General features: G+C 47.9%; 18 protein-coding genes. 6 read left to right on the top strand and 12 right to left on the bottom strand.

The features are described 5' to 3' along the window. Window positions 1-18 precede the first annotated feature (18 nt). On the top strand, window positions 19-750 hold the full coding sequence (locus BMW79_RS13530) for a DNA-formamidopyrimidine glycosylase family protein (protein WP_089895544.1): 732 nt from the start codon (window positions 19-21) through the stop codon (window positions 748-750). Window positions 751-756: 6 nt separating this feature from the next. On the opposite strand, the gene BMW79_RS13525 is transcribed toward BMW79_RS13530, so the two are convergent. After that, window positions 757-1,557: an alpha/beta hydrolase gene (locus BMW79_RS13525; protein ID WP_089895541.1), complete on the bottom strand. Its 801-nt coding sequence runs from the start codon at window positions 1,555-1,557 to the stop codon at window positions 757-759. A gap of 108 nt (window positions 1,558-1,665) precedes the next feature. On the opposite strand from BMW79_RS13525, the gene BMW79_RS13520 reads away from it, so the two are divergent. After that, window positions 1,666-3,678: a beta-L-arabinofuranosidase domain-containing protein gene (locus BMW79_RS13520; RefSeq protein WP_089895539.1), complete on the top strand. Its 2,013-nt coding sequence runs from the start codon at window positions 1,666-1,668 to the stop codon at window positions 3,676-3,678. 94 nt (window positions 3,679-3,772) lie between these two features. Here BMW79_RS13520 and BMW79_RS13515 read toward each other — a convergent pair whose 3' ends face one another. Further along, window positions 3,773-4,276 (bottom strand): Lrp/AsnC family transcriptional regulator, encoded by a 504-nt coding sequence (locus tag BMW79_RS13515; RefSeq protein ID WP_089895537.1) that lies wholly within the window; start codon window positions 4,274-4,276, stop codon window positions 3,773-3,775. A gap of 210 nt (window positions 4,277-4,486) precedes the next feature. Here BMW79_RS13515 and ppsA point away from each other — a divergent pair, with 210 nt between their 5' ends. After that, entirely contained in the window at window positions 4,487-6,901 is a 2,415-nt protein-coding gene (ppsA, locus tag BMW79_RS13510; RefSeq protein ID WP_089895535.1) for a phosphoenolpyruvate synthase, read from the top strand. A 110-nt stretch (window positions 6,902-7,011) separates the two neighbouring features. Here ppsA and BMW79_RS13505 read toward each other — a convergent pair whose 3' ends face one another. From BMW79_RS13505 to BMW79_RS13480, 6 genes are all read right to left on the bottom strand, one after another. After that, on the bottom strand, window positions 7,012-7,308 hold the full coding sequence (locus BMW79_RS13505) for a hypothetical protein (RefSeq protein WP_089895532.1): 297 nt from the start codon (window positions 7,306-7,308) through the stop codon (window positions 7,012-7,014). A 40-nt stretch (window positions 7,309-7,348) separates the two neighbouring features. After that, window positions 7,349-7,810 (bottom strand): MauE/DoxX family redox-associated membrane protein, encoded by a 462-nt coding sequence (locus tag BMW79_RS13500; protein ID WP_089895530.1) that lies wholly within the window; start codon window positions 7,808-7,810, stop codon window positions 7,349-7,351. A 273-nt stretch (window positions 7,811-8,083) separates the two neighbouring features. Further along, complete coding sequence (locus BMW79_RS13495) at window positions 8,084-8,833, bottom strand: SDR family NAD(P)-dependent oxidoreductase (RefSeq protein WP_089895528.1); 750 nt, start codon at window positions 8,831-8,833, stop codon at window positions 8,084-8,086. A gap of 131 nt (window positions 8,834-8,964) precedes the next feature. Then, complete coding sequence (locus tag BMW79_RS13490; protein ID WP_089895526.1) at window positions 8,965-9,657, bottom strand: LytR/AlgR family response regulator transcription factor; 693 nt, start codon at window positions 9,655-9,657, stop codon at window positions 8,965-8,967. Between the two features lie 4 nt (window positions 9,658-9,661). After that, window positions 9,662-10,723: a sensor histidine kinase gene (locus BMW79_RS13485; RefSeq protein WP_089895524.1), complete on the bottom strand. Its 1,062-nt coding sequence runs from the start codon at window positions 10,721-10,723 to the stop codon at window positions 9,662-9,664. After that, window positions 10,716-11,669: a LytS family sensor histidine kinase gene (locus tag BMW79_RS13480; protein ID WP_143059149.1), complete on the bottom strand. Its 954-nt coding sequence runs from the start codon at window positions 11,667-11,669 to the stop codon at window positions 10,716-10,718. The genes BMW79_RS13485 and BMW79_RS13480 overlap by 8 nt, the downstream gene beginning before the upstream one ends. 182 nt (window positions 11,670-11,851) lie before the next feature. Between BMW79_RS13480 and BMW79_RS13475 the strand changes: the two genes are divergently transcribed. The 3 genes from BMW79_RS13475 to BMW79_RS13465 all read left to right on the top strand — a co-directional run bounded on the left by BMW79_RS13475 (window position 11,852) and on the right by BMW79_RS13465 (window position 13,945). Continuing rightward, entirely contained in the window at window positions 11,852-13,081 is a 1,230-nt protein-coding gene (locus tag BMW79_RS13475) for a TlpA family protein disulfide reductase (RefSeq protein ID WP_177192154.1), read from the top strand. 135 nt (window positions 13,082-13,216) lie between these two features. Further along, window positions 13,217-13,435 (top strand): hypothetical protein, encoded by a 219-nt coding sequence (locus BMW79_RS13470; protein WP_089895518.1) that lies wholly within the window; start codon window positions 13,217-13,219, stop codon window positions 13,433-13,435. A gap of 96 nt (window positions 13,436-13,531) precedes the next feature. Beyond that, complete coding sequence (locus BMW79_RS13465; protein ID WP_089895516.1) at window positions 13,532-13,945, top strand: transcriptional regulator; 414 nt, start codon at window positions 13,532-13,534, stop codon at window positions 13,943-13,945. Window positions 13,946-13,963: 18 nt separating this feature from the next. On the opposite strand, the gene BMW79_RS13460 is transcribed toward BMW79_RS13465, so the two are convergent. From BMW79_RS13460 to BMW79_RS13445, 4 genes are all read right to left on the bottom strand, one after another. Beyond that, window positions 13,964-15,217 (bottom strand): amidohydrolase family protein, encoded by a 1,254-nt coding sequence (locus tag BMW79_RS13460; protein WP_089895515.1) that lies wholly within the window; start codon window positions 15,215-15,217, stop codon window positions 13,964-13,966. A gap of 4 nt (window positions 15,218-15,221) precedes the next feature. Continuing rightward, window positions 15,222-16,280: a TlpA family protein disulfide reductase gene (locus tag BMW79_RS13455; RefSeq protein WP_089895513.1), complete on the bottom strand. Its 1,059-nt coding sequence runs from the start codon at window positions 16,278-16,280 to the stop codon at window positions 15,222-15,224. Between the two features lie 63 nt (window positions 16,281-16,343). Beyond that, complete coding sequence (locus BMW79_RS13450) at window positions 16,344-17,729, bottom strand: RagB/SusD family nutrient uptake outer membrane protein (RefSeq protein ID WP_177192153.1); 1,386 nt, start codon at window positions 17,727-17,729, stop codon at window positions 16,344-16,346. Window positions 17,730-17,739: 10 nt separating this feature from the next. Beyond that, a complete protein-coding gene (locus BMW79_RS13445) occupies window positions 17,740-21,264 on the bottom strand; it encodes a SusC/RagA family TonB-linked outer membrane protein (RefSeq protein WP_089895510.1) in 3,525 nt (1,174 codons plus the stop codon). Between the last annotated feature and the right edge of the window lie 9 nt (window positions 21,265-21,273).

Raw genomic sequence — 21,273 nt, 5'->3', positions numbered from 1 at the left:
ATTTACATTATTAAATTTATGCCAGAAGGTCCTTCCATCGTTATCGCCAAAGAAGAAGCAGCTGCCTTTACCGGTAAAAAGGTGCTCCGTGCTTCCGGTAACGCCAAAATAGACATAGACCGGATGACAGGTAAAAAGATCCTGGCCTTTAAAAGCTGGGGCAAACACTTCCTGATCTGCTTTCCCGGCTTTACCATCCGGATTCACTTCCTGATGTTTGGCACCTATCGCATCAACACTACCAAAGACAGCACTCCCCGGCTACACCTGCAGTTTGCCAAAGGGGAACTCAACTTTTACACCTGCTCCATCAAAATCATAGAAGCACCCCTGGATGAGGTATATGACTGGAGCGCAGATGTAATGAACGAACACTGGGATGCGGCCAAAGCGCTGGCCAAGCTTAAAAAAGTACCGGACATGCTGGTGTGCGATGCGCTCCTGAACCAGGACATCTTCGCAGGCGTGGGCAACATCATCAAGAACGAAGTATTATTCCGCATACGCGTGCACCCTGAAAGCCTGACCGGAAAATTACCCCTAAAGAAAAAGAAAGAACTCGTAAAAGAGGCGGTGCAATACAGCTTTGATTTCCTGCAATGGAAAAAAGCATTTGAACTGAAAAAACACTGGCTCGCACATACGAAAAAGATCTGTCCGCGTTGTGAGATCCCGCTGGTAAAAGCATATCTGGGGAAAACAAACCGGCGAAGCTTCTTTTGTAATAACTGCCAGATAAAGTATGATTGAATCGCTTTACTTCCCGGTGTTAATCAACGGTAACGCCTTATAAATCGCATTATGCAGGATAGTCAGGTGCGTTTCTTCCGGTAAAGGCAGGTAGTATACCTTCGGGCCTTTCGTCCCTGCTGCTTTCAATGCTTCTCCCAATTGGCGGGCAGGCACTTCCATTTCCTTGCCCTCTTTACCTACCGTCAGGAAAACACGCGTGCTGGCAACCGGTTCGTTGATCTTATTTTTCAACAATGATTCATGATCCCACCAGAGACTGGGACTTACAATTACATAATTATTAAACATCGCGGGATGTTTCAGGAGTATTTCTGTGGCGAGTAAACCACCGAGCGATTGACCTATCAACGTAGAGGTATCGTTGGTCCGGAAATGATTGCGTACATAGGGTTGCAGTTCTGTGTCTATAAACCGGATAAAATTTGCAGAGCCGCCCGTAGTGGGAAAATCTTCCTTATCTTTTTTCACGGTAGTAGGAAACGTAAAATCCCGTTTCCGGTCTACATTCGCAATACCTACAAGAATAACCGGTGGTATCTGTTCAATCATGGTCAGGAACTGTATAACACCTGCTACATGGATAAAATCTTCGTTACCCGATCCGTCGAGCAGGTAAATAACCGGGTACTTCCGGGAGGTTGCCTGCTGATAGTTGTCCGGCAGGTATACATTCAGGGTGCGTGTTTCGTTCAATACAGCAGATGGCAACTGATGAATTTCGCCTAGTGTAAAGGGATTGGATTGTGCTGATGATGCCTGTATGCCTATGATTCCGAGTAACAATATTGCCAGTAAATGCCGCATTTTTTTTGTGCAAACTTAAGAAGAATATTAGTTCTGATACAATTGATGGAAAGAATGAGGCATTTGGGATAACTGTGGGTAACGATAACGTCTATATTCGTTTTGAATATGAAACATTTTGCAATAGCTTCCACGATGCTGATGGGTCTTGCTTTTCAGACCACGGCACAGAAAAAACCGACGCCCGCTTACGTCTATAACCGGGCGCCCCTTTATCAAAAAACATATACCACGTTACCATTGGGCGCCATTACGCCGCAGGGATGGTTACGTACGGTACTGGTACAACAAAAGAATGGTGCCACCGGCCAGCTGGATAAATTGTATCCGTTGGTGATGAACCAGCGCAATGGCTGGCTGGGCGGCGATGGCGATCAGTGGGAACGCGGTCCTTACTGGATCGATGGATTACTCCCTCTTGCCTACCTGTTGAAAGACCGGGAACTGATTGCCAAAGTAAAACCATGGGTAGAATGGTCTATTAAAAGTCAGCAGCCAGACGGTTATTTTGGTCCGGCTAAAGACTACCCCTCTGAGCCGGGCGTACAGCGCGACAACAGCCGCGACTGGTGGCCCAAAATGGTGATGCTGAAAGTACTGAAACAGTATTACGATGCCACGGCAGATCCGCGCATCATTACACTTATGAGCAATTACTTCCGGTACCAGCTGAAAGAACTGCCGGCACATCCACTGGATCACTGGACGTTCTGGGCGCGTTACCGTGCAGGCGACAACCTCATGGTGGTATACTGGCTGTATAATATTACAGGAGACGCCTACCTGCTCGACCTCGCAGAGCTGCTCCATAAACAGACCTTTGATTACACACAGGCCTTTATGCACTCGGACCTGTTATCCACCTCCGGCAGTATCCACGGCGTGAACCTGGCCCAGGGGATCAAAGAACCGATGATCTATTACCAGCAGCATCCTGATTCCATTTACCGCAAGGCAACCGCCAAAGGCTTCGATGATCTGCGCAGATTCAACGGAATGGCCCATGGCCTTTACGGCGGCGATGAAGCGCTGCATGGCAATAATCCCACCCAGGGCTCCGAACTATGTACGGCAGTGGAAATGATGTTTTCGCTGGAAAGTATCCTGGAAGTGAGCGGAGAAGTCCGGTATGCTGATCAGTTGGAAAAGATCGCCTTTAATACCCTCCCTTCACAGATCACAGAAGATTTCATGAGCCGGCAGTATTTTCAGCAGGCCAACCAGGTAATGGCTACCCGGCATATCCGCAACTTTGATGTAAACCATAGCGGCACAGATCTTTGTTATGGCTTATTGTCCGGTTACCCCTGCTGTACTTCCAATATGCACCAGGGCTGGCCTAAGTTTGCGCAGAACCTCTGGTATGCTACGGCCGACAGCGGCATTGCAGCGTTGCTGTATGCGCCCAGTGAAGTACAGGTGACCGTAGCCGGCAACATACCCGTTACAGTAAAAGAAACCACCCAGTATCCCTTTGAAGAAGCCGTGACCTTTACCATCCGGACGCCTCAGCTGGCAACGTTCCCTTTGCACCTACGGATACCTGCCTGGTGCAAACAAGGCACTGTTAAAGTAAACGGCAAAGTGGTAAAAGAAGCAGCGGGCAACCAGGTGGTGCAGATAGCAAGAACGTGGCAGTCGGGCGATGTGGTGGAATTATCCTTACCCATGCACCTTTACCAGCAAACCTGGTTTGAAAATTCCCTGTCCATAGAACGCGGACCGATTACCTATGCGCTGCAGATCGGGGAAAAAGTAACACCGGTAAAGAATGATAAAGACCCGGTAGATTATGGCGCCAGCTATCTCGAAGTACGGCCACTTACCCCCTGGAACTACGCCCTGATTGCCACGCCGGATGATCAGCTGGCTGCACGTTACAAGGTGGTAAAAAATGGCGCACCAGCTGCATGGCCATGGGCTGCCGGTCAGGTACCCATCTCCCTGAAAACAACCGCAAAAAGAATTCCCTCCTGGCAATTGTATAATGAAATGACAGGTCCTATTCCCTATAGTATTACTTATGGTATGGAGACGGGCCAGGAAGAAGAGATCACTTTGATACCATATGGCAGTACGAAACTGCGTATCTCCCAGTTCCCAGTAGTGGGCGGGCGATAATTCTTATTTCCGGCGGGAGATTTATATTGACACCTGGTGGCTGTGATGCGCAAGCAGATACAGCCACTTCTTTTTGCGCATTTACTTTTTAAAATTATTTATTTTTCTGTTGCAGCTTAAGGGGTAATCCTGTTTTCAGGTTAAGTTCCACTTCCTGTTTGGTTTCTGCTAAAACAAACAGGCTGCGGATCTTATAGATATTATCGAGTTTGGATAATTTGGTGAGATTAAACAATTCATAGGCTTCCATATCTGCTACCAGGACTTTAATGAGGTAGTCGAACTGACCATTCATTTTATAGCATTCCATTACTTCGGGGAAAGTATTGATCTGTTGTTCGAAAGCCAGAAGCCTGTCGTGGCCGTGTTCTTTGAGGGTAACGCTGGTCCATGCCACGAGGTTTTTGCCCAGCTTATTTTTATTCAGCACCGCGATGTAGCGTAAAATATACCCTTCCGCTTCCAGGCGTTTTACCCGTTCAAAGATAGAGGTGACCGACTTACCCAACCTGGACGCAATCTCTTTATTGGTGGTCCTGGCGTCTTCCTGCAATATGTCCATTATACACATATCAATCTGGTCAGGTGTGAAATTCATGTTGGCTTTTTTGTCAAAAATAGGGATACTCTTATTGATTTGATGAAAAAAAGTCGGCGGCGCCTTATTTTTTTAGTTTTGTTTTCGCTTTTATCCGATTGCTCACCATTCCATTCCCGCAAAAGCTAATTTGCTTTCATACAAATCAGACCACGTTTGGAAGACAAAAAAAATCCTTCCACATTTTTTATTCTTTAAACTCATTCTTACATGAGAGAGCGTATTGTACTACCGCTGGAAGCGGTGGGGATGGATGCTATTGCCCTGGTGGGAGGTAAATCTGCCTCCCTTGGTGAAATGATCGCCAACCTGTCGGAAGCAGGTGTAGCGGTACCTTCGGGATTTGCGATCACGACTACTGCCTATTACGATTTTATGAAACAGAGCGGCCTGGAAACATTTATTGCCGAACAGGTAGCCACTATTGACTACAACGACATCATCACCCTGCGCAGGGCGGGTCAGAAAATAAGACAGGCCATCAGCAGTACCCGTTTTCCGCACGAACTGAGTGAAGAAATTATTGCGGCGTATTACCATTTATCGCTTCAATACGGACAGGAACAAACAGATGTAGCCGTGCGTTCTTCCGCTACCGCGGAAGACTTACCGGATGCTTCTTTCGCCGGACAACAGGAAACCTTTCTTAACGTACGTGGTCCTGCCGCATTGATCGACGCCGTAAGAAACTGTTTTGCTTCGCTGTTTACCGATCGCGCCATCAGCTACCGGCAGAACTTTGGCTATGATCATTTCAGTATAGGCTTATCCGTATGTGTGCAGAAAATGGTACGTGCCGATCTGGGCGCTTCCGGTGTAGCGTTTTCCCTTGATACAGAATCCGGTTTTAAAGAAGTAGTAGTGATCAACGGCTCATTCGGCCTGGGAGAAATGGTGGTACAGGGAGCGGTATCGCCGGATGAATTCATCGTCTTCAAACCATGTATGCAGCAGGGTTATATTCCCATCATCGAAAAAAAGCTGGGCGTAAAAGACAAGCAGATGGTATATGGAGAAAGCAGCGATGAAAGAACAAAGATTATTCCGGTAGAAAAAACGCTGCAACAGCAATTCTGTCTGAGTGATGCGCAGATCATGCAACTGGCCACCTGGGTACGTTGTATCGAAAGCTATTACTCTGAAAAGAAAGGACGCTGGTGTCCTATGGATGTGGAGTGGGCAGTAGACGGACTTACACATGAACTGTATATTGTGCAGGCCCGCCCGGAAACCATTCACTCCCGCAAAGATCATCAGCTGATCACCACCTATAGCATTGATCATACAGATGTACCCGCAAAGCAGCTGCTGAAAGGCATCGCCGTAGGCGATAAAATAGCAGCGGGTAAAGTCAATATACTCTTCTCCCTCGATAACCGCCTGATTACCGGCAGTGAATTTAAACCAGGCGATGTACTGGTAACCGATATGACAGACCCCGACTGGGAGCCTATCATGAAAATGGCCTCCGCTATCGTCACCAATAAAGGCGGACGTACCTGTCATGCTGCCATCGTAGCAAGAGAAATGGGTATCCCTGCCATCGTGGGTTGCGGCAATGCCACCGAAATACTGAATGCCGGCCAGGAAATTACCGTAAGCTGCGCAGAAGGCAGTGATGGCATTGTATATGAGGGCATCCTGGCATTCCGGGAAGAACAACTGGACCTGAGCCAGCTACCCAGCATACGCACCCCGCTGATGCTGAATGTAGGCTCTCCGGCCATGGCATTTCAATTCACGCACTTACCCAACAAAGGCGTAGGACTGGCGCGGGAAGAATTCATCATCAACAACTATATCAAAGCGCATCCGCTGGCATTACTGCAACACCGGCAACTGAACGATCCTGAACTGTCTGCAAAGATCGCACAACTGATCCAGGGCCATGCCAGTGAAACAGATTATTTCGTGGATAAACTCGCCTACGGCGTGGGCAAAATTGCCGCTGCTTTTTACCCGGAGAAAGTGATTGTACGCTTCTCTGATTTTAAAAGCAATGAATACTTCAACCTGCTGGGAGGAAAATATTTCGAGCCCAAAGAAGAGAACCCGATGCTGGGCTGGAGAGGCGCTTCCAGGTATTATTCCCCGGAATACAAACCAGCCTTTGAACTGGAATGTAAAGCACTCCGCAAAGTAAGGGAAACCATGGGGCTGAAAAATGTAGTGGTCATGATTCCCTTCTGCAGAACCGTGGAAGAACTAAAGCTGGTGCTTTCCACCATGGAAGAATTCGGACTGCAACGCGGACAAAACGGACTGGAAGTATACCTGATGGCGGAACTGCCTTCCAACATTATGATGGCCGAAGAATTTTCTGCATACATAGACGGATTCTCGATAGGATCCAATGATCTGACACAGCTTACACTTGGTCTCGACAGGGATTCTTCCCTGGTGGCCAACCTTTATGATGAGCGCAATCCTGCGGTGCAACGCATGATCGGTCATCTCATCAAAGTAGCGAAACAGCAGAAAGTGAAAGTGGGCATCTGCGGACAAGGGCCTTCTGATTTTCCTGAGTTCACAAAGTTTCTTGTAGAGCAGGGCATAGATAGTATTTCAGTTACACCAGATGCAATCATAAAAACGGTGCGCGCGATTCATGAGGCGGAGGACTAGAAAAGGAGTAACCTCCGGAGCTGCGTGCCATGCGCGGTTTCAGAGGTTTACGAAGACGGTTCATTAAACCGGATAAGAGGCCTCTTTCACAGAGGCCTCTTTTACTTTCACTACCAATGCGTGCGATCATATTGCGCAAAAGAGGAAGAAGGCACTGCGCCGGCTGCGATCAGTTCCGCTTCCGTGGCACTAGGCCCCAGTATCACACTGTTAAGTGTATAAGAGCAAGGGTATTGGGAACTCTTATAGCAATGCAGCAGATCGTAATCAGCAGGAAGTACCCGTTGATAAGTACCGTTACTGGTTTCATTAACGTAAAATACATCAAACCGGGCGTTAGCTGCAACTGCAGCTGAAATACCGGCGAAGGCAGCAATGGCCATCAAAATAAATTTCAGACTTTTCATGTGATTTGTTTTAAATGGTTAAGAATTTTTTGTGTAATGATTATAAGCGGGCCCATGATTTCGCTTTCCCATCATGGGTTTCATGACGGGAGATATTCTTTTGAAGCCATATGGCGGCCATACTTATCAAGAGAAGAAATACATTCAGTAACAGGTGTTGTTCCCAGTTCAGTCGCTGAAAAATACCACCGCAACTACAAGGAATCCTGCCATAAAAATTCAGCTGGATCAGGCTAATATAACCGGTGAAAATAAATAGCAACGACAGGGTCAGGTACAGTCCTGCTTTCCTCGTTTTCGGAATCACCAGGAGAATCACAGCTACTATTTCGGATAAGGGTACTGCATAGATTAAGAATGTCTGCAAGGCCGGCAGCAATGGTTGCACGCGCATACTGCGCGTGTACGCATGAAACTTCAGCAGCTTGCTGGTGGGGGTGTAAATAAAGAGGATCACCAGGATCGCGGTAAATAATTCCAGCAGGATTTTCTTCATCTTCATATGGATGGATATTTATACACGAGGTAAATAACAGATATGGCGGGTTAAATAATACGGGTTTTCCAAAAGTCGGGCTCACAAAAGTACTGTTATAAATATAGCAAAAAAAACGGGAAAACAAACCTTGATAAAAACGCACATACTAGCCATCACAGCGGTTACTCACGCTTGACAACTTCAATACAATCTCTTATCGGAACTGTTCTAAAACACAACAGCCACCCTGATGAAAGGATGGCTGCTGCTGTTGAACCAAATTAACACTCTTTTATACTATACTGCTGTGTATCCACCATCTACGGTGTAACTGCTGCCAGTTACAAAGGAAGCCTGTGGGGAGCTGAGCCAGCCCACTACTTCGGCTACTTCATCCGGCTTTCCCAGGCGTCCGATCGGATGCAGGGATACCAGGCCTTTCTTTATTTCGGGGTCTACATTATTGAGGATGGGCGTATCGATATAACCCGGACATACCGCGTTAATGCGCACACCCTGTGCGGAGTATTCCGCTGCGGCTGTTTTGGTAAGACCGATCACACCATGTTTCGCAGCATCATAGGCTGCTGTGGTAGCAGCACCTACCAATCCGAGGATGGATGAAATATTCACGATACTGCCACCGCCATTTTTCAACATGGCGGGCAACTGGTACTTCATGCCATAGAACACGCTATTGAGATTAATGCCAATCACTTTTTCGTAGATATCAATGGGATAGTCGGCCAATGGTTTGGCCACGCCTCCGATACCTGCGTTGTTGCAGGCGATATCCAGTCTTCCGTATGTTTCCAGTGTTTTATCTACCAGTGCTTTACATGCTTCGGCATTGCTTACATCACAGGGAATAAAAGTAGCTTCTCCACCTTTCTCTTTGATGGCCGCCACAGTAGCCTGACCGCTTTTCTCATTTACATCACTTACTATCACCTTTGCTCCGCCCGCAGCATACAGTTTTGCTACCGCTTCTCCGATACCGGAGCCTGCGCCAGTAACCAATGCTACTTTATCTTTGAACTGATTCATATCTAACCATTTTACTTTGTGAGAAAATGCCATCACTATAGTAACGTTCTTGTGCTTAAACCGGTAATGCAAATGTAACGTGAGGCATCTTCCTCTAAAATGACAATTGTCAGTCTCCCACCTGATTATGGTCAGCTTAGCCGGATGGCTTCCATAAACTGCTTCAGGTAAGCATCTCCGATGGGTACATGGTGATCGCCCGTGAATATTCTTTGTCTTTCTATGCTATCTATTTTATCCAGGGAGATGATATACGATTTGTGCACCCGGAGGAAGCGGAACGGCGCCAGGATTTCTTCAAAACTGCGCAGGTTCTGCAAAGTGAGGATCTTTTGTTTGGTGGTTTGTATAGCTACGTAATTGCGGAGGGCTTCTACAAAAAGAATATCTTTCAGGTCAATCCGAACAATACGTTTATCAGTGCGTACAAAAATATAGTCGGTGCCGGCTGGCTGGGAAATAGTGGGTGCACTGTTCGCCAATACCCGCTGTACCGCCCTGGCAAAACGTTCGAACGATACTGGTTTCAGCAGGTAATCCACTGCTTCTCTGTCGAAGCCTTCTACGGCATATTCATCATAGGCAGATACAATCACCACCTGTATACCGGGGGGCGCCAGCTGCATAAATTCCATGCCGCTGAGTTCCTGCATCTGTATATCCAGGAACACCAGGTCCACAGCTTCTTCTTTCAGAAACGCCAGCGCTTCCTGCGGATGATGGAATGTTTTCAATAACTGCAGGTCCGGGGTTTTGTTGATGAAAGCCACCAGTACCTGTGCGGCCAGTGGTTCGTCGTCTACCACTATACACTTTACTGCCATAATTTTACCAGTTAATCACTAATTTACTGTAATATTCATCCTGCGTGGCGGTTATCTCCAGCAGATGTTCATCCGGGTACATCAGCTGCAACCGTTTACTCACATTCTCCAGGCCAATACCACCGGTTTTATCGCGATGCGTACCCGACATATAGTTATGCACGGTGAATTCCAGTTGTTGTCCGTTGCACTGCAAATCAATCCGCACAGGCTTTTCCGGACGGTTACTGATACCGTGTTTAAATGCGTTTTCTACAAAGGGCACCAGTAGCAGCGGTGCTATTTTTTTCTCCGGGAGACATTCCGGCACGTTAAACACCACGCCTTCATTACGCCCGGTACGGATGCGTTGCAATGCAACAAAATCCTGCAGGTAACGCACTTCATCGGCGATGGGTACGCGATAGGCAATATCCGAAGGCTGATCTACCATATACGCCAGCAGATCGGTGAGTGTTTTATTCGCCGTTACTACTTCCGGCGATCCTACCAGTGCCAGTGAATAGATACTATTCAGGCTGTTGATCAGGAAATGGGAATTCAGCTGCATTTTCAGAAAGGCGGCTTCCGCCTGTTGTTGCTGTTGCTGCAACAGGTGACGACGTTGATCTTCCTGCAGCCACAATATAAAAAACCGGGCAGCAAAAGCGGCCAGCACTATCACGGCGCCGCTCCATAAGCCGCTGACCAGGTATTGTGCAGGAGTGGTGAAAATTTCTACCCGTTGCCGGTCTTCTATGCGATAACCCCGATACAGGGTATCCATTTCAAAAAACAACTTCGCCACTGTATATTTCAACGCAATAAATCCCAGTAAAACCGGTATTATCCGTGCAAACAGCCGGAGCAGGTTCCTGTGTTCCAGGAAAGGTGGAATGATCCAGCGGAAATAAATATAAAAAGCAAAAAAATTGATGAAGCCGAATAAGCCGTCGTTAATAGACATATGCCGGAAAACGTCCATGGTGAAGCGCCCTGCCATAAGGAGGTTTACGCCATACACCAGGATCATCCAGATCAGCAGCAGGAGTAAAAACTGGCGGATATGTTGGCGGTGGTTATTCATGCCACTTTATTTTATGTGAAACACACGGAGCTGTACCCGCCTGCAGTGATAACATCAGCGCGTCCTTTTCCATTGACAAGGTAATGCTGACTTCCGGTTCCGTTGTTGATTGCAGTACTTCTTCTGTGAGTTGTTGTAACCGCAAGGGAGGGATCATGCCGCTATTTTCTTCGCCGGCTATCCGGAGATGCAGTTGCGGGGTAGCGATCAGCAAACCGCGTAACTGTACATATTTTTCGAAATGCACCACTTCCTTTTTTATACCTACATACTCGTTCTCCAGTGCTTTGTCGTACAGCATATATCGCAGCAGATCCGATAGCAGCAGAATAGCCTTTGTGCCTTCTGTCTCGCGCTGCTGTTCATTCTCCAGGATGGGAGTAAGTAATTGCAGGTGATGCAGCAATTGCCGGGAGCCATGCTGCATCCGCTCATAGCGGGCATGGGTTTGCGCTACCATGGAGGCCAGCTGCCGGTCGGCCGGATCGGTATTCCGCCATTGCAGGAACAGGCAGTAGCCATAAGCCAGCAGGGCGACGCCCATCCCGGTTTTCAGGGCAAGTGGCAGATAGGCAGCAAACGACAGGTATACTTTCGGTTGCCCGATAAGCGGCACCATTCCCATCAGCACCTGGTCAGGGAAGAAAAAATAACCCACCGCATATTTGATCACCGCAAAACCCAATACCAGCAGTACCATCCCCAGAGCGGCCTTTGCGTATTGCTTTTTCTCAACCGGTACCGGCAGCCAGCCGAAAGCCAGCAGATAGAACAACTGGAAATTGATAAAGCCATACAGCACATCTTTTACCAGCACCCATTTCAATCCGAATGCAGAGGGCCAGTTGACCCGTATGCCGGGAAAGGCATACAAACCAATCAGCACCATCCAGATGGCGAGATGTACAAAGTACCGGTACGGTTTATATGACGATGTTTTCTTCAAACGGCGATGAAGATACTATATACCACGCTGGTTTCCACCGGAAAAAGCGGTTATTTTTTTGGTCCCTGCCGCCCGCCGGTTGGTACCTTTTTGCAGCCGGTATGTCCATTATCTGTTGCAGAAAAGAAAACGATGTCTACTTTGCTGCAACATTCATAAAAATCAATAAACCGCTACCGATAATGAAGAAAGCCGTTTTCGCGCTATGTGCACCACTGGCCCTGCTGGCCGCTCCGGTTGCCCTGCTGGCACAGCAGAACAACGTAGTAAAATCCATCTCTGTAAAAGGGAAAGTAGAATTTACCGATCCTAAAAGTACCAGTAACATGGTATGGCTGACGAAAGATAACTTCAGCGGGAAACCGGAAGTAGTGGATTCCTGCCTGCTGACCAAAGACAATACCTTCTCCTTTAAAATCAAACAGGACCACCAGGGTATCTACACTGTGGATGCACTGCACTGGGATTATGCCACATTCTGGAGCGACGCGGATGTAAAAATGGAAATGAGAGGTTATGATACCGCTTTCTACAAAATCAAAATACCACACTACAATTTCGTAGACGGCTCTTATGACAACAACTTCATCAACCTGTCCACGCTGAACGGTGAACTGAACTACCGCCGCATGGTAGATGAATACAACATGGAGTACTATGCCAAAAAAGCGACAGATACTACCTGGTACGGCTATATGAAAAATACGAAGAAATACAATCCTATGCGGGATGACTATTTCCTTCGTGAAGAAATGCTGACCCGCGCCTATGCCGACCGCCCCGTGCTGGTATATGCCCTGCGTGGTATGGCTGGTACAGAAGCCGGTGCGAAATATGATAAAGCCATGGCCATGCTCGACAAACTGATTGCCCGCTACCCGTGGTTATCAGAGGCCAAAGTTTTAAAACAAACCATCCTCACCAACAAAGCACAGGCCATGAAACTGAAATCAGGTCAGCCTATGCCATCTGTGAAATACCCGGATGCCAAAGGCGGTGTAGCCGGACTGGAAAAATATAAAGGCAAATACCTGCTGGTGGATTTCTGGGCCAGCTGGTGCGGTCCCTGCCGCCAGGCCATCCCTAAAGTAAAAGAACTGTACGAAACATATAAAGCGAAAGGCTTTGACGTAGTGAGCATCTCCATCGATACCGACAAAAACGCCTGGAGAAAAGCGATGAAAGAAGAAGAAATGCCATGGGATCAGCTGCTGAGCGACAACAAAGATAAAACCATGGAACAGTTCCAGTTCTCCGGCATTCCTACCTTATATCTGGTAGATACCGACGGTAATATCATGGAGCGCTTCACCGGGTTCGGCGAAGACACAGAGGCAAAGATCAAAGAAAGCATTTCAAAGGGAACAAAAGCTACTAAAGCGGCGACTTCTATACCGATGACAGGTTTCTAATAAAATCAACCACCAGTAAAGCGGGTGCTTCTGAAAAGAGGCACCCGCTTTTTTTTGATTGGGGAACAAATTTTTTTAATGATTTATAAAATGGTTATTACTATTCGTTATTCTGCTGTGTATAGTTAAATACTTATGCGACACAGCGTTCAACAAAAAATAGACAAATTCACCGCCCTTGCAGCCACCGCTGCAAAAACAACTGCTGCTGCCCACATAAACGAGATAAAGCAGGGAGACCACACTCACCGCCCAGTGACAAACAACCTTTCCCTTTCTATCAGAAACAAGGCGGAGGCAGAAGAATTCTTAACCGCATTAAATGCAATCGTTCAGGCTGCGCGGACAAAGTAATATAGCCCTTTCATCTGTCCCGATCCCCCACCCCTTTTGTCCCCTTCACACCGTATCCATACCAACTCCCTGACGTAACTTTAGGAAAATGCTTTTATGGAACCATATACACTGACAAATGACATCGAAGTGTTTTATGTCCGCGCCACTACCTTCCCGGAGGGCATAAAGCCGGCTTTTGAAAAACTGGTATCCCTCCTGCCTTCCATGGCAGGCAGACATCTCTATGGTATCTCCCGGCCGGAAAACAACCAGGGGATCGTTTACAGGGCCGCTGTAAACGCCAAATACCCGGGAGAGGGGGCGAAGTATGGCTGTGAGAGTTTTACGATCAGGAAGGGCACTTATATGACGGAAGTGCTGAAAAATTACGAGGAGAACATGATGCAGGTCAGCCAGACTTTCGACGCCTTGCTGGAGCAACCACACCTGGACCCGCAGGGTTATTGCCTGGAAGAATATATCAACGACACAGACATGCGTTGTATGGTGCCCTTAAAGGCAGCCTGATCTTCCAGGCAAGTTGTGTTACCACTGACGGACCTGTCCCCTCTTAATCACCATTTCAGGCTGAAAAAGGGCAGGTAGGCTAATATAAGGGTTGGTATTGGTAATGAGGAGATCGGCCAGGGCGCCTTCGCGGATCTGACCACGGTCGTGTAAACCGGTTACTGTGGCACTGTTGAGTGTAGCACACTGGATGGCTTCGGGAATAGTCAATCCACATTTGCTAACCAGCAGCAACATTTCATTCATCAATGGCACCGGCTCATTCTTCTCAGGATAAATCCAGTCGGTGCCGGTAACTATCTTCACACCCAGCCGGTGAGCGATGCGCGTAACCGTAAAAGCATTGTACAATTTATTGTTGCTGGCGTGAAATATCGTGGGATCCAGGAAAATACCGCGTTGCTGCATAGCTTTCAGCAATTGTACCTGCACCGTAGTATCAAACACAAAGCTTTTGCTGTAGAGTTGCGCCCAGGCGCCGTGAAGAGCAAGGGTATCTCCTTTCAGCTGCTGAAAAGCAAAATCGCCGGCATGCGACAAACTGTTCACACCCGCTGCTACGCCATCCATCGGTTTAGCAGGAAATACGGTGCCGTGACTCCATGCCTGGAGTCCCCGTGCGTGTGCTTCGCGGGTAATCGCGGCAATCTGTTCCTTTGTCAGGTCTGCGTATATTTTAATCCCGCTGGCGCCGGCGCCTTTTGCGGCGGCAACAGCCAGGGCAATATTGGTTTGAGGAGTAATGGCGCAATACCAGGGAGTAGTACCCAGATCATCATCTGCACGGGAACTGCCTTTCATCATGGCGAAATATCCCGGGCCTGCAAACTGCGCGGCATAAAAAATATCCGGGCCGGTCAGTTGACCGGTAGCAATTGCGCGTTTGTATTCTGCCAGGAAAATGGCATCGCCGGCCATGTCTCTTACAGAAGTAATGCCATGCCGCAGCATGTTTTCCAGGATGCTGTCTGTTTTGGCATGCATCCGCTTTTGCCGGTTCATGTCTACCGTAGCCAGGTGTACATGCGCGTCCATTAAACCGGGCGTAATAAACTTCCCGGTACAGTCAATCACACGGGTTACACCGGCCGGGATGGCGGCCGGATCATCTATTATTTGTACAATCTTTTCTCCACGGATCAGCAGAGACCCTTTACGGGGCTTAATGGCGGCATCCCCATTGATGATAGTGGCATTTTTCAGTAGCAGCTGTGCGTAGCTTTCCTGCCCGAGGAAAAAGAGCCCGAGCGCCAACAGTACATATGATCTCATAAAACTATAATTTTTCCAGGTCGGCTATTTCAATATGTTGCCGGATGATAGTGCCTGTTTTATCGATGAGAAAAGTAGCGGGAAGTGATTGTACTTTATATTGCTGTACAAACTCGCCTTTCATGCCTTCACTGGTGCGCAGTTGTGTCCAGGGGATCTTGTCTGCTGCTACTGCTTTTTCCCACAGGTCCTTTTTTTCATCTACGGAGACAGATACAAAGGCAATTCCCTTTTTGCTGAGCTTTTCGTGCAATGGCGCCAGTTTACGGTTGGTAGCGCGGCAGGGGGTACACCAGGAAGCCCATACATCCAGTAATACATAGTCGTGGTCCTTCATCAGCTGCTGCAACGACACGGATTTACCATCTATCGCAGGCAATTCAAAGGCCGGCGCTTTTTTCCCGGTCAGGTTATATTTATCTGCTTCCTGCTGCTTTTCCTGCAGTTTATCAAAGGTGGCTTTGGCGAAAGTCTGTTTCCGGAAAGCGGGCAAAAGTTGTTGCAGGTTAGCCGGCGACCAGGCGAATGCATAGTAGTATCCCATCCATGCGCCCAGCAGGTTATCTGCATTCAATACGGTGAATTGCAGTCGTGCGTGTTGTACTTTTTCCGCGTAACGATTACTTTCTTTATTGGCTTTCAGTTTCTCATCGAGATTAGCGCCGCGTTCGTATTTGCGGCCCCATTCATTCCACAGCTTTTCGTCCGGAGCAACGGCTTGTTCAAAATCTTTCCAGCGCTGCTGCAACACGCCTCCTTTTACTACTACCTGTGTATCTTTTGTGACACTGATGGTAACTGGGCCTTCACCAGCCAGTATGACTGCATCTACAAATGGTTTACGCAGGTGTACGGAATATACGGCCGGAGCACCAGCAGGCAGGGTATACTGAAAAGCATTGCCGCTTAAATGTAGGGTATCCTGTAACTGGCGGGTAGGCCATTCGCGGTAGATGCTTACTTTTTCGGACGACTGATGAAGCGCGGAAGAAAAGGTCAGTTGCTGTGCCTGTGTCAATGCAGGCAATGCCGCGCTACCTATCAGGAAGAAAAGATGTTTCATTCGCAGGTGGTTTTAAAGCAACCGGCCATTCGTTTCCGAAAGGCCAGCAGATTCGTAATTGGATTATCTCGGATTCTGTATAATAGCCGGATTGATGGAGATGATCTTTGGCGCTATTTCCAGCAGGTACCATTGACTATTTGCAGGAAGCGTATATAGTTGTCCTTTATAGGTCCGGGTCAGGTCTTTTTTGAACCTTGGATCGCGGTTGAGCCTTTTCAGGTCGAACCAGCGAAGTCCATGATACAGCAGTTCCTTTCTTCTTTCCGTCATCACCAGTGCCAGTGCGGCATCTGCATCTGTTGCGGTAAGATCCGTATAGTCGGCTGGCTTGAAACGTTGTTTACGCAGGGTATTCAGCAGATTCAGTGCATCGTCTTTTTTACCACTGCGGGCCAGGCATTCTGCTTTGATGAGCATCATTTCCGGTACGCCGATGCTGTAGTTTAACATATTGGCAAAGTAGATCGGGTAAGGGTTAGTGGTAGGAAGACCGGATCTTTCAATTCGCGTAAAGGTATATACATAGCGCAGATCCTTCTCACCAAGAAGCTGGAACAACTCAGGGCTGATCATGAAGGTGGTCACTGCATTGGAAGCACTGTTTGTTTTAGTAAACAGGTTTTCCGGATTTACATCTGCCGTAGGCTTATTATTTACCCCATTAAATGGCTTCGATGGCAGAATAAAGCTGAAGGTGTTATAATCCACCAGGGTACTTTTCATGGCCAATGCCGCATCTGCCCATTTCTGCGCCTGTTCATAGTTGCCCATGTACAGGTGAATTCTCGACAGCAGTGCGTAGGCCGCTACTTTACCCGGATGCACGTAGTTACGACCAAAGTCGGGCAGCCCCGGTGTGGCTAACGCCGTATTCAGATCTGTAAATACCTGGTCATATACTTCTTTAACGGTAGCACGTTTTGATTTTGCTTCCAGGTCAGGGATCAATGGCATGGGCACGGCCAGATCTGTAGCAGCGGTAGCCGCATCATAGTCTTTGCCAAACAACATGGCCAGGTGAAAATAATTGTACGCACGTTGAATACGGGCTTCTGCGGAGATACGTCCCACATCTGATGGCGCACCACCAGTGGCCGTTTCAATATTCTGGAGTACCAGATTACAGTTGTAGATGTTGTTGTACATGCGGGTCCACTCCGCATCGTCTTCCAAATCTTTATAGACCTCTTTCAGCCAGAGATAACTTTTTACCCTGCGGGTATCCCCACCGGAAGTAACCTGGTCATCGGTAAAGGAGAGATCATCCCCCATGTACTCGATATTGGCAAACCCGGCGTCAGCCTGCAACAGGTCGTTCATAAACAACTCGTAGTCGGCAACGGTGGTGGGCAGGAATTTTCCCTTCGGTGTTACGTCAAGAAATTTTTTGCAGCCCCCGGTCAGTAATAAAAGACCGAGCAACGGATATATTGTTAATTTTTTCATGATCATATTTTTACAGTTCTACACGTACAGTAAAAGTGGTTACTCTTGGTTCAGGCAAATAGTAGGCGCCGCTGATCGGATCTATTGCTTCGGGATCTATGCCGTACTTATTTTTCTTCCACAGCGCGATGTTATTCATCTGCGCCATGAACTGTACACTTTTCAATACGGTGCGTTTGAGCAAAGCATCCGGTAAACGGTAGCCGAGCTGCACTTCGCGTAAACGGATATAATCGCCCGGGATCACGCTATTGGAAGAATACTGGATCACGCGTTCGCGTCCGTCGTAAAAATCCGCCGGATCAAAAGACGGGGTAAGTGAGGCAATATCAGTATGTGCTTCATCGCCCGGTTTACGCCAGCGATCGCGGATCTGGTAGTTCATCGAAGTAGAAAATGCATATGCATACATATTAGGCATCTCGCGACGAAGTACATTGCCGAAGTTGAAAGTAGTGAGCGCGCTCAGGAGCCATTGGCGATAAGTGAAAATATTGGTAAATCCACCGGAATAAGGCGCACGGTAAGTACCACTATGTACCAGGGAGGAGAATACTGCTTTCTTTACCTTTTCTCCTTTATCACCGTATACAAGCGGGTTACCATGATCATCCAGTCCTGCCCACTGATAGCTCCATAATGATTCGCGGTTATATCCTTCCACATATTGCGTGGTGCCGGAAGGGCGGTTGATTTCAGGATTACCATCCGGTACTTTGTTATCAATAATCCGGTTGCTGTTATAGGCGATATTCAAACGGCTGTGCCATTTGAAGTTTTTGTCGTCTATGATATTTCCCTGTATCGCCATTTCCACACCTTTGTTGGTCATCCGGGCTGCGTTGATATTCATTTGATTGAAACCAACAGTGGGATCCAATACCAGGTTGCCATAGAGGTCGTAACCATATTTGTTGTACACATCTGCAGTCACCTGGAAACGGTTGTTAAACATACCCAGATCCACCCCTACGTTGATAGTACGCGTACGTTCCCAACGGAGTTTCGGATTATAGGAGGCAACGCGGGCAGCAAAATCATTGAGATTCGCCTGAAAGCGACGCGTAGCCACCAGTAACGGCGTGGTGGTTTCATCGAAGTTACCGGTAAGACCAACGGTTGCACGCAGTTTCAGCATACTGATCTGCGGAACGTTGAAGAAAGATTCCTGCGTAGCATCCCATGCCACACCGGCCGACCATAACGGCGTACGGCGGTACTTCGGATCTACCCCGAAGAGGTTCGACTGATCTACGCGGTAACTACCCGTAACGGTGTAGCGGTCGTCGTAGGTATACGTAGCTATACCATAGGAAGATTTCTCCCGGATGTCGTTATAGGTAAAGCGATCATAGGACGATGCGTCAAAGATGGGCACGCCGTTTCCGTTCCACCATTTAAGGCCTCCTTTCAGCAGTTGTTTTTGATCAATAGGCTGCCAGGATTGCAGGTCATCATTATATCCAAATTTGCTGACGGTAAATCCATCGGTGATATATTTCTTTACTTCCGCACCTGCTGCCAGGTTGATGAAATGTACAGACCCGAACATACGTGTGTAATTCAGCTGTGTACGCACTGCCCAGTTGTTGTAGCTGTTTTCTGCCTGATCCAGACGGTCGCCCTGCGGAAGATTATACACCGGCTTATTGGCGGCATCCAGTGTGGTAAACTGGTTGGTATAATTACGGTTGCTATAGGCCTGTTGCGGAATAATATTTTTAGTGCTTTGTTTTTTCCGGTCGTACAGGAAATTGGCATTAAGTGTCAATCCTTTTACTATTTTCCACTGTCCGCCTACATTGGTTCTCAGCGCGAACGTTTTATTCCTGTTATTGGCAATACGTGCTTCTTCGAGCAGGTTGCGGCCATTATCTGCGTAGCCCAGTTTTACGAGCCGGTCATTCTGTGCTTTATTAAACACACTGTAATCATAAAGGTATTGTCCGTTGCCATCCACCAGTAACTGGTAGGGAGGCAATTTCTGGATATCATTGCTGAGGGAAGGCACTGTTTTGCTATCATCGAAAGCGGCGTTCATATCTACATTAAAACGCAGCGCCGGGCTCAGCTGAAAGTCGCCACGGGTGTTCAACTGGGCTGTCTGTGCCCTGTCGCCAACAAATACGGTATTCCCATTTTCATAGGTACCGGATACCATAAAGTTATATCCCTTACCACCGCCTGACAGCGAGAGGTAATGGTTCTGGCGTACGCCGGTGCGTAACAGGAGATCCTTGATCTGCTGCTGATTGGAAATGCCTCCCAGGGAATCCTGTTTGCGTTTAAATTCCGCATCTGTCAGCAATCCTTTATTGAGCTGAAAGAGCAGGTCGAAAGAGGGGGAATAACCATTGGCAGAGGTCTCAAAGTTCCGTGGATCGATGAATCCTTTATCATACGCTTCCTTATCATAGTCAACCAGGTCGGCTCCATTGGCACGAAAAAGTTTTGAATAATCGGGCTTTGAAGTAACATAAGTATTGCTGGCGTAGTTAACACGCAGTTTGCCTTCCTTACCTCTTTTGGTAACGATCACAATAACGCCGTTGGCGGCGCGGGCGCCCCATACGGCAGCAGCAGCGGCATCTTTCAGTACATCGATCTTGGCCACATCATTCATATTGGTGGGCAGCTGATTTACCGGGAAGCCGTCCACTACGATGAGTGGCGCATTACGGCCGGTTTGCAGTGCACTACCACCCCGTACCTGTATATCGGTACCGGTAGGCTGACGAACACCGTTTACCCTCCCATAGCCGGAAGCCAGCGTAAGACCGGGAATAGCGCCTTCCAGTACACTGTTGAGCGACTGGCTGCTTCTGCGCTCTATTTCTTTTTCTGAAATCAGGGAATAGGCACCGGTAGTGTTTTTCCGGGCGAGGGTCTGGTACCCCGTAGAGATCACTACTTCGGGAATAGCCTGTAATAATTGCTTCAGGGTAACATTCACCTGGGCTTTATCCCCCGCTTCCAGTTCTGTTGGTTCATATCCTACACAACTGATACTCAGCACCGCTTCATTGGTGCGAAGACGCATGGAGAAAAAACCTTTATCATCCGTGATCACTGCGTTATTGCTACCCAGTTCCCGGATAGTAACACCGGCATTATAGATGATGTTATCATTTTCGTACAGCCCGATGCGGCCACGCACCGTTTTTTCCTGCGTAGCAATGGTAGCAGGAGGTCGTGGCAAACTCACGCTGATCATGTTATCTGATCTGCGGAAGGCGTAACGGTAATTTGCAGTAAGGTATTGCAACACCTGTTCGAGCGATCGCTCTGCAGGAGGGATCGTAATCGTTTCATTTTTGTTGATGGCGGAACCGGCATAAAAAAAGCGGACTTTATACAAGCCGGACAACTGATGAAATGCTTTTTCAACGGGCACCTTTGTTAGGGTGACCATCTTTTTTTCCTGCGCATGTGCAGGCAGCAGCGTGAGGGTGAGCACAAAAGTGATCACCACCAGAAAGGCATGGGAAATCCGGCTCGTTATCCCTGCGGATAACCGGCGTAAATGTAAATCCATAGTTGGTTG

The organism is Chitinophaga arvensicola (genome assembly GCF_900110835.1).
GTDB classification, from domain to species: domain Bacteria; phylum Bacteroidota; class Bacteroidia; order Chitinophagales; family Chitinophagaceae; genus Chitinophaga; species Chitinophaga arvensicola.
This window is presented reverse-complemented; position numbering and strand designations above follow the sequence as displayed.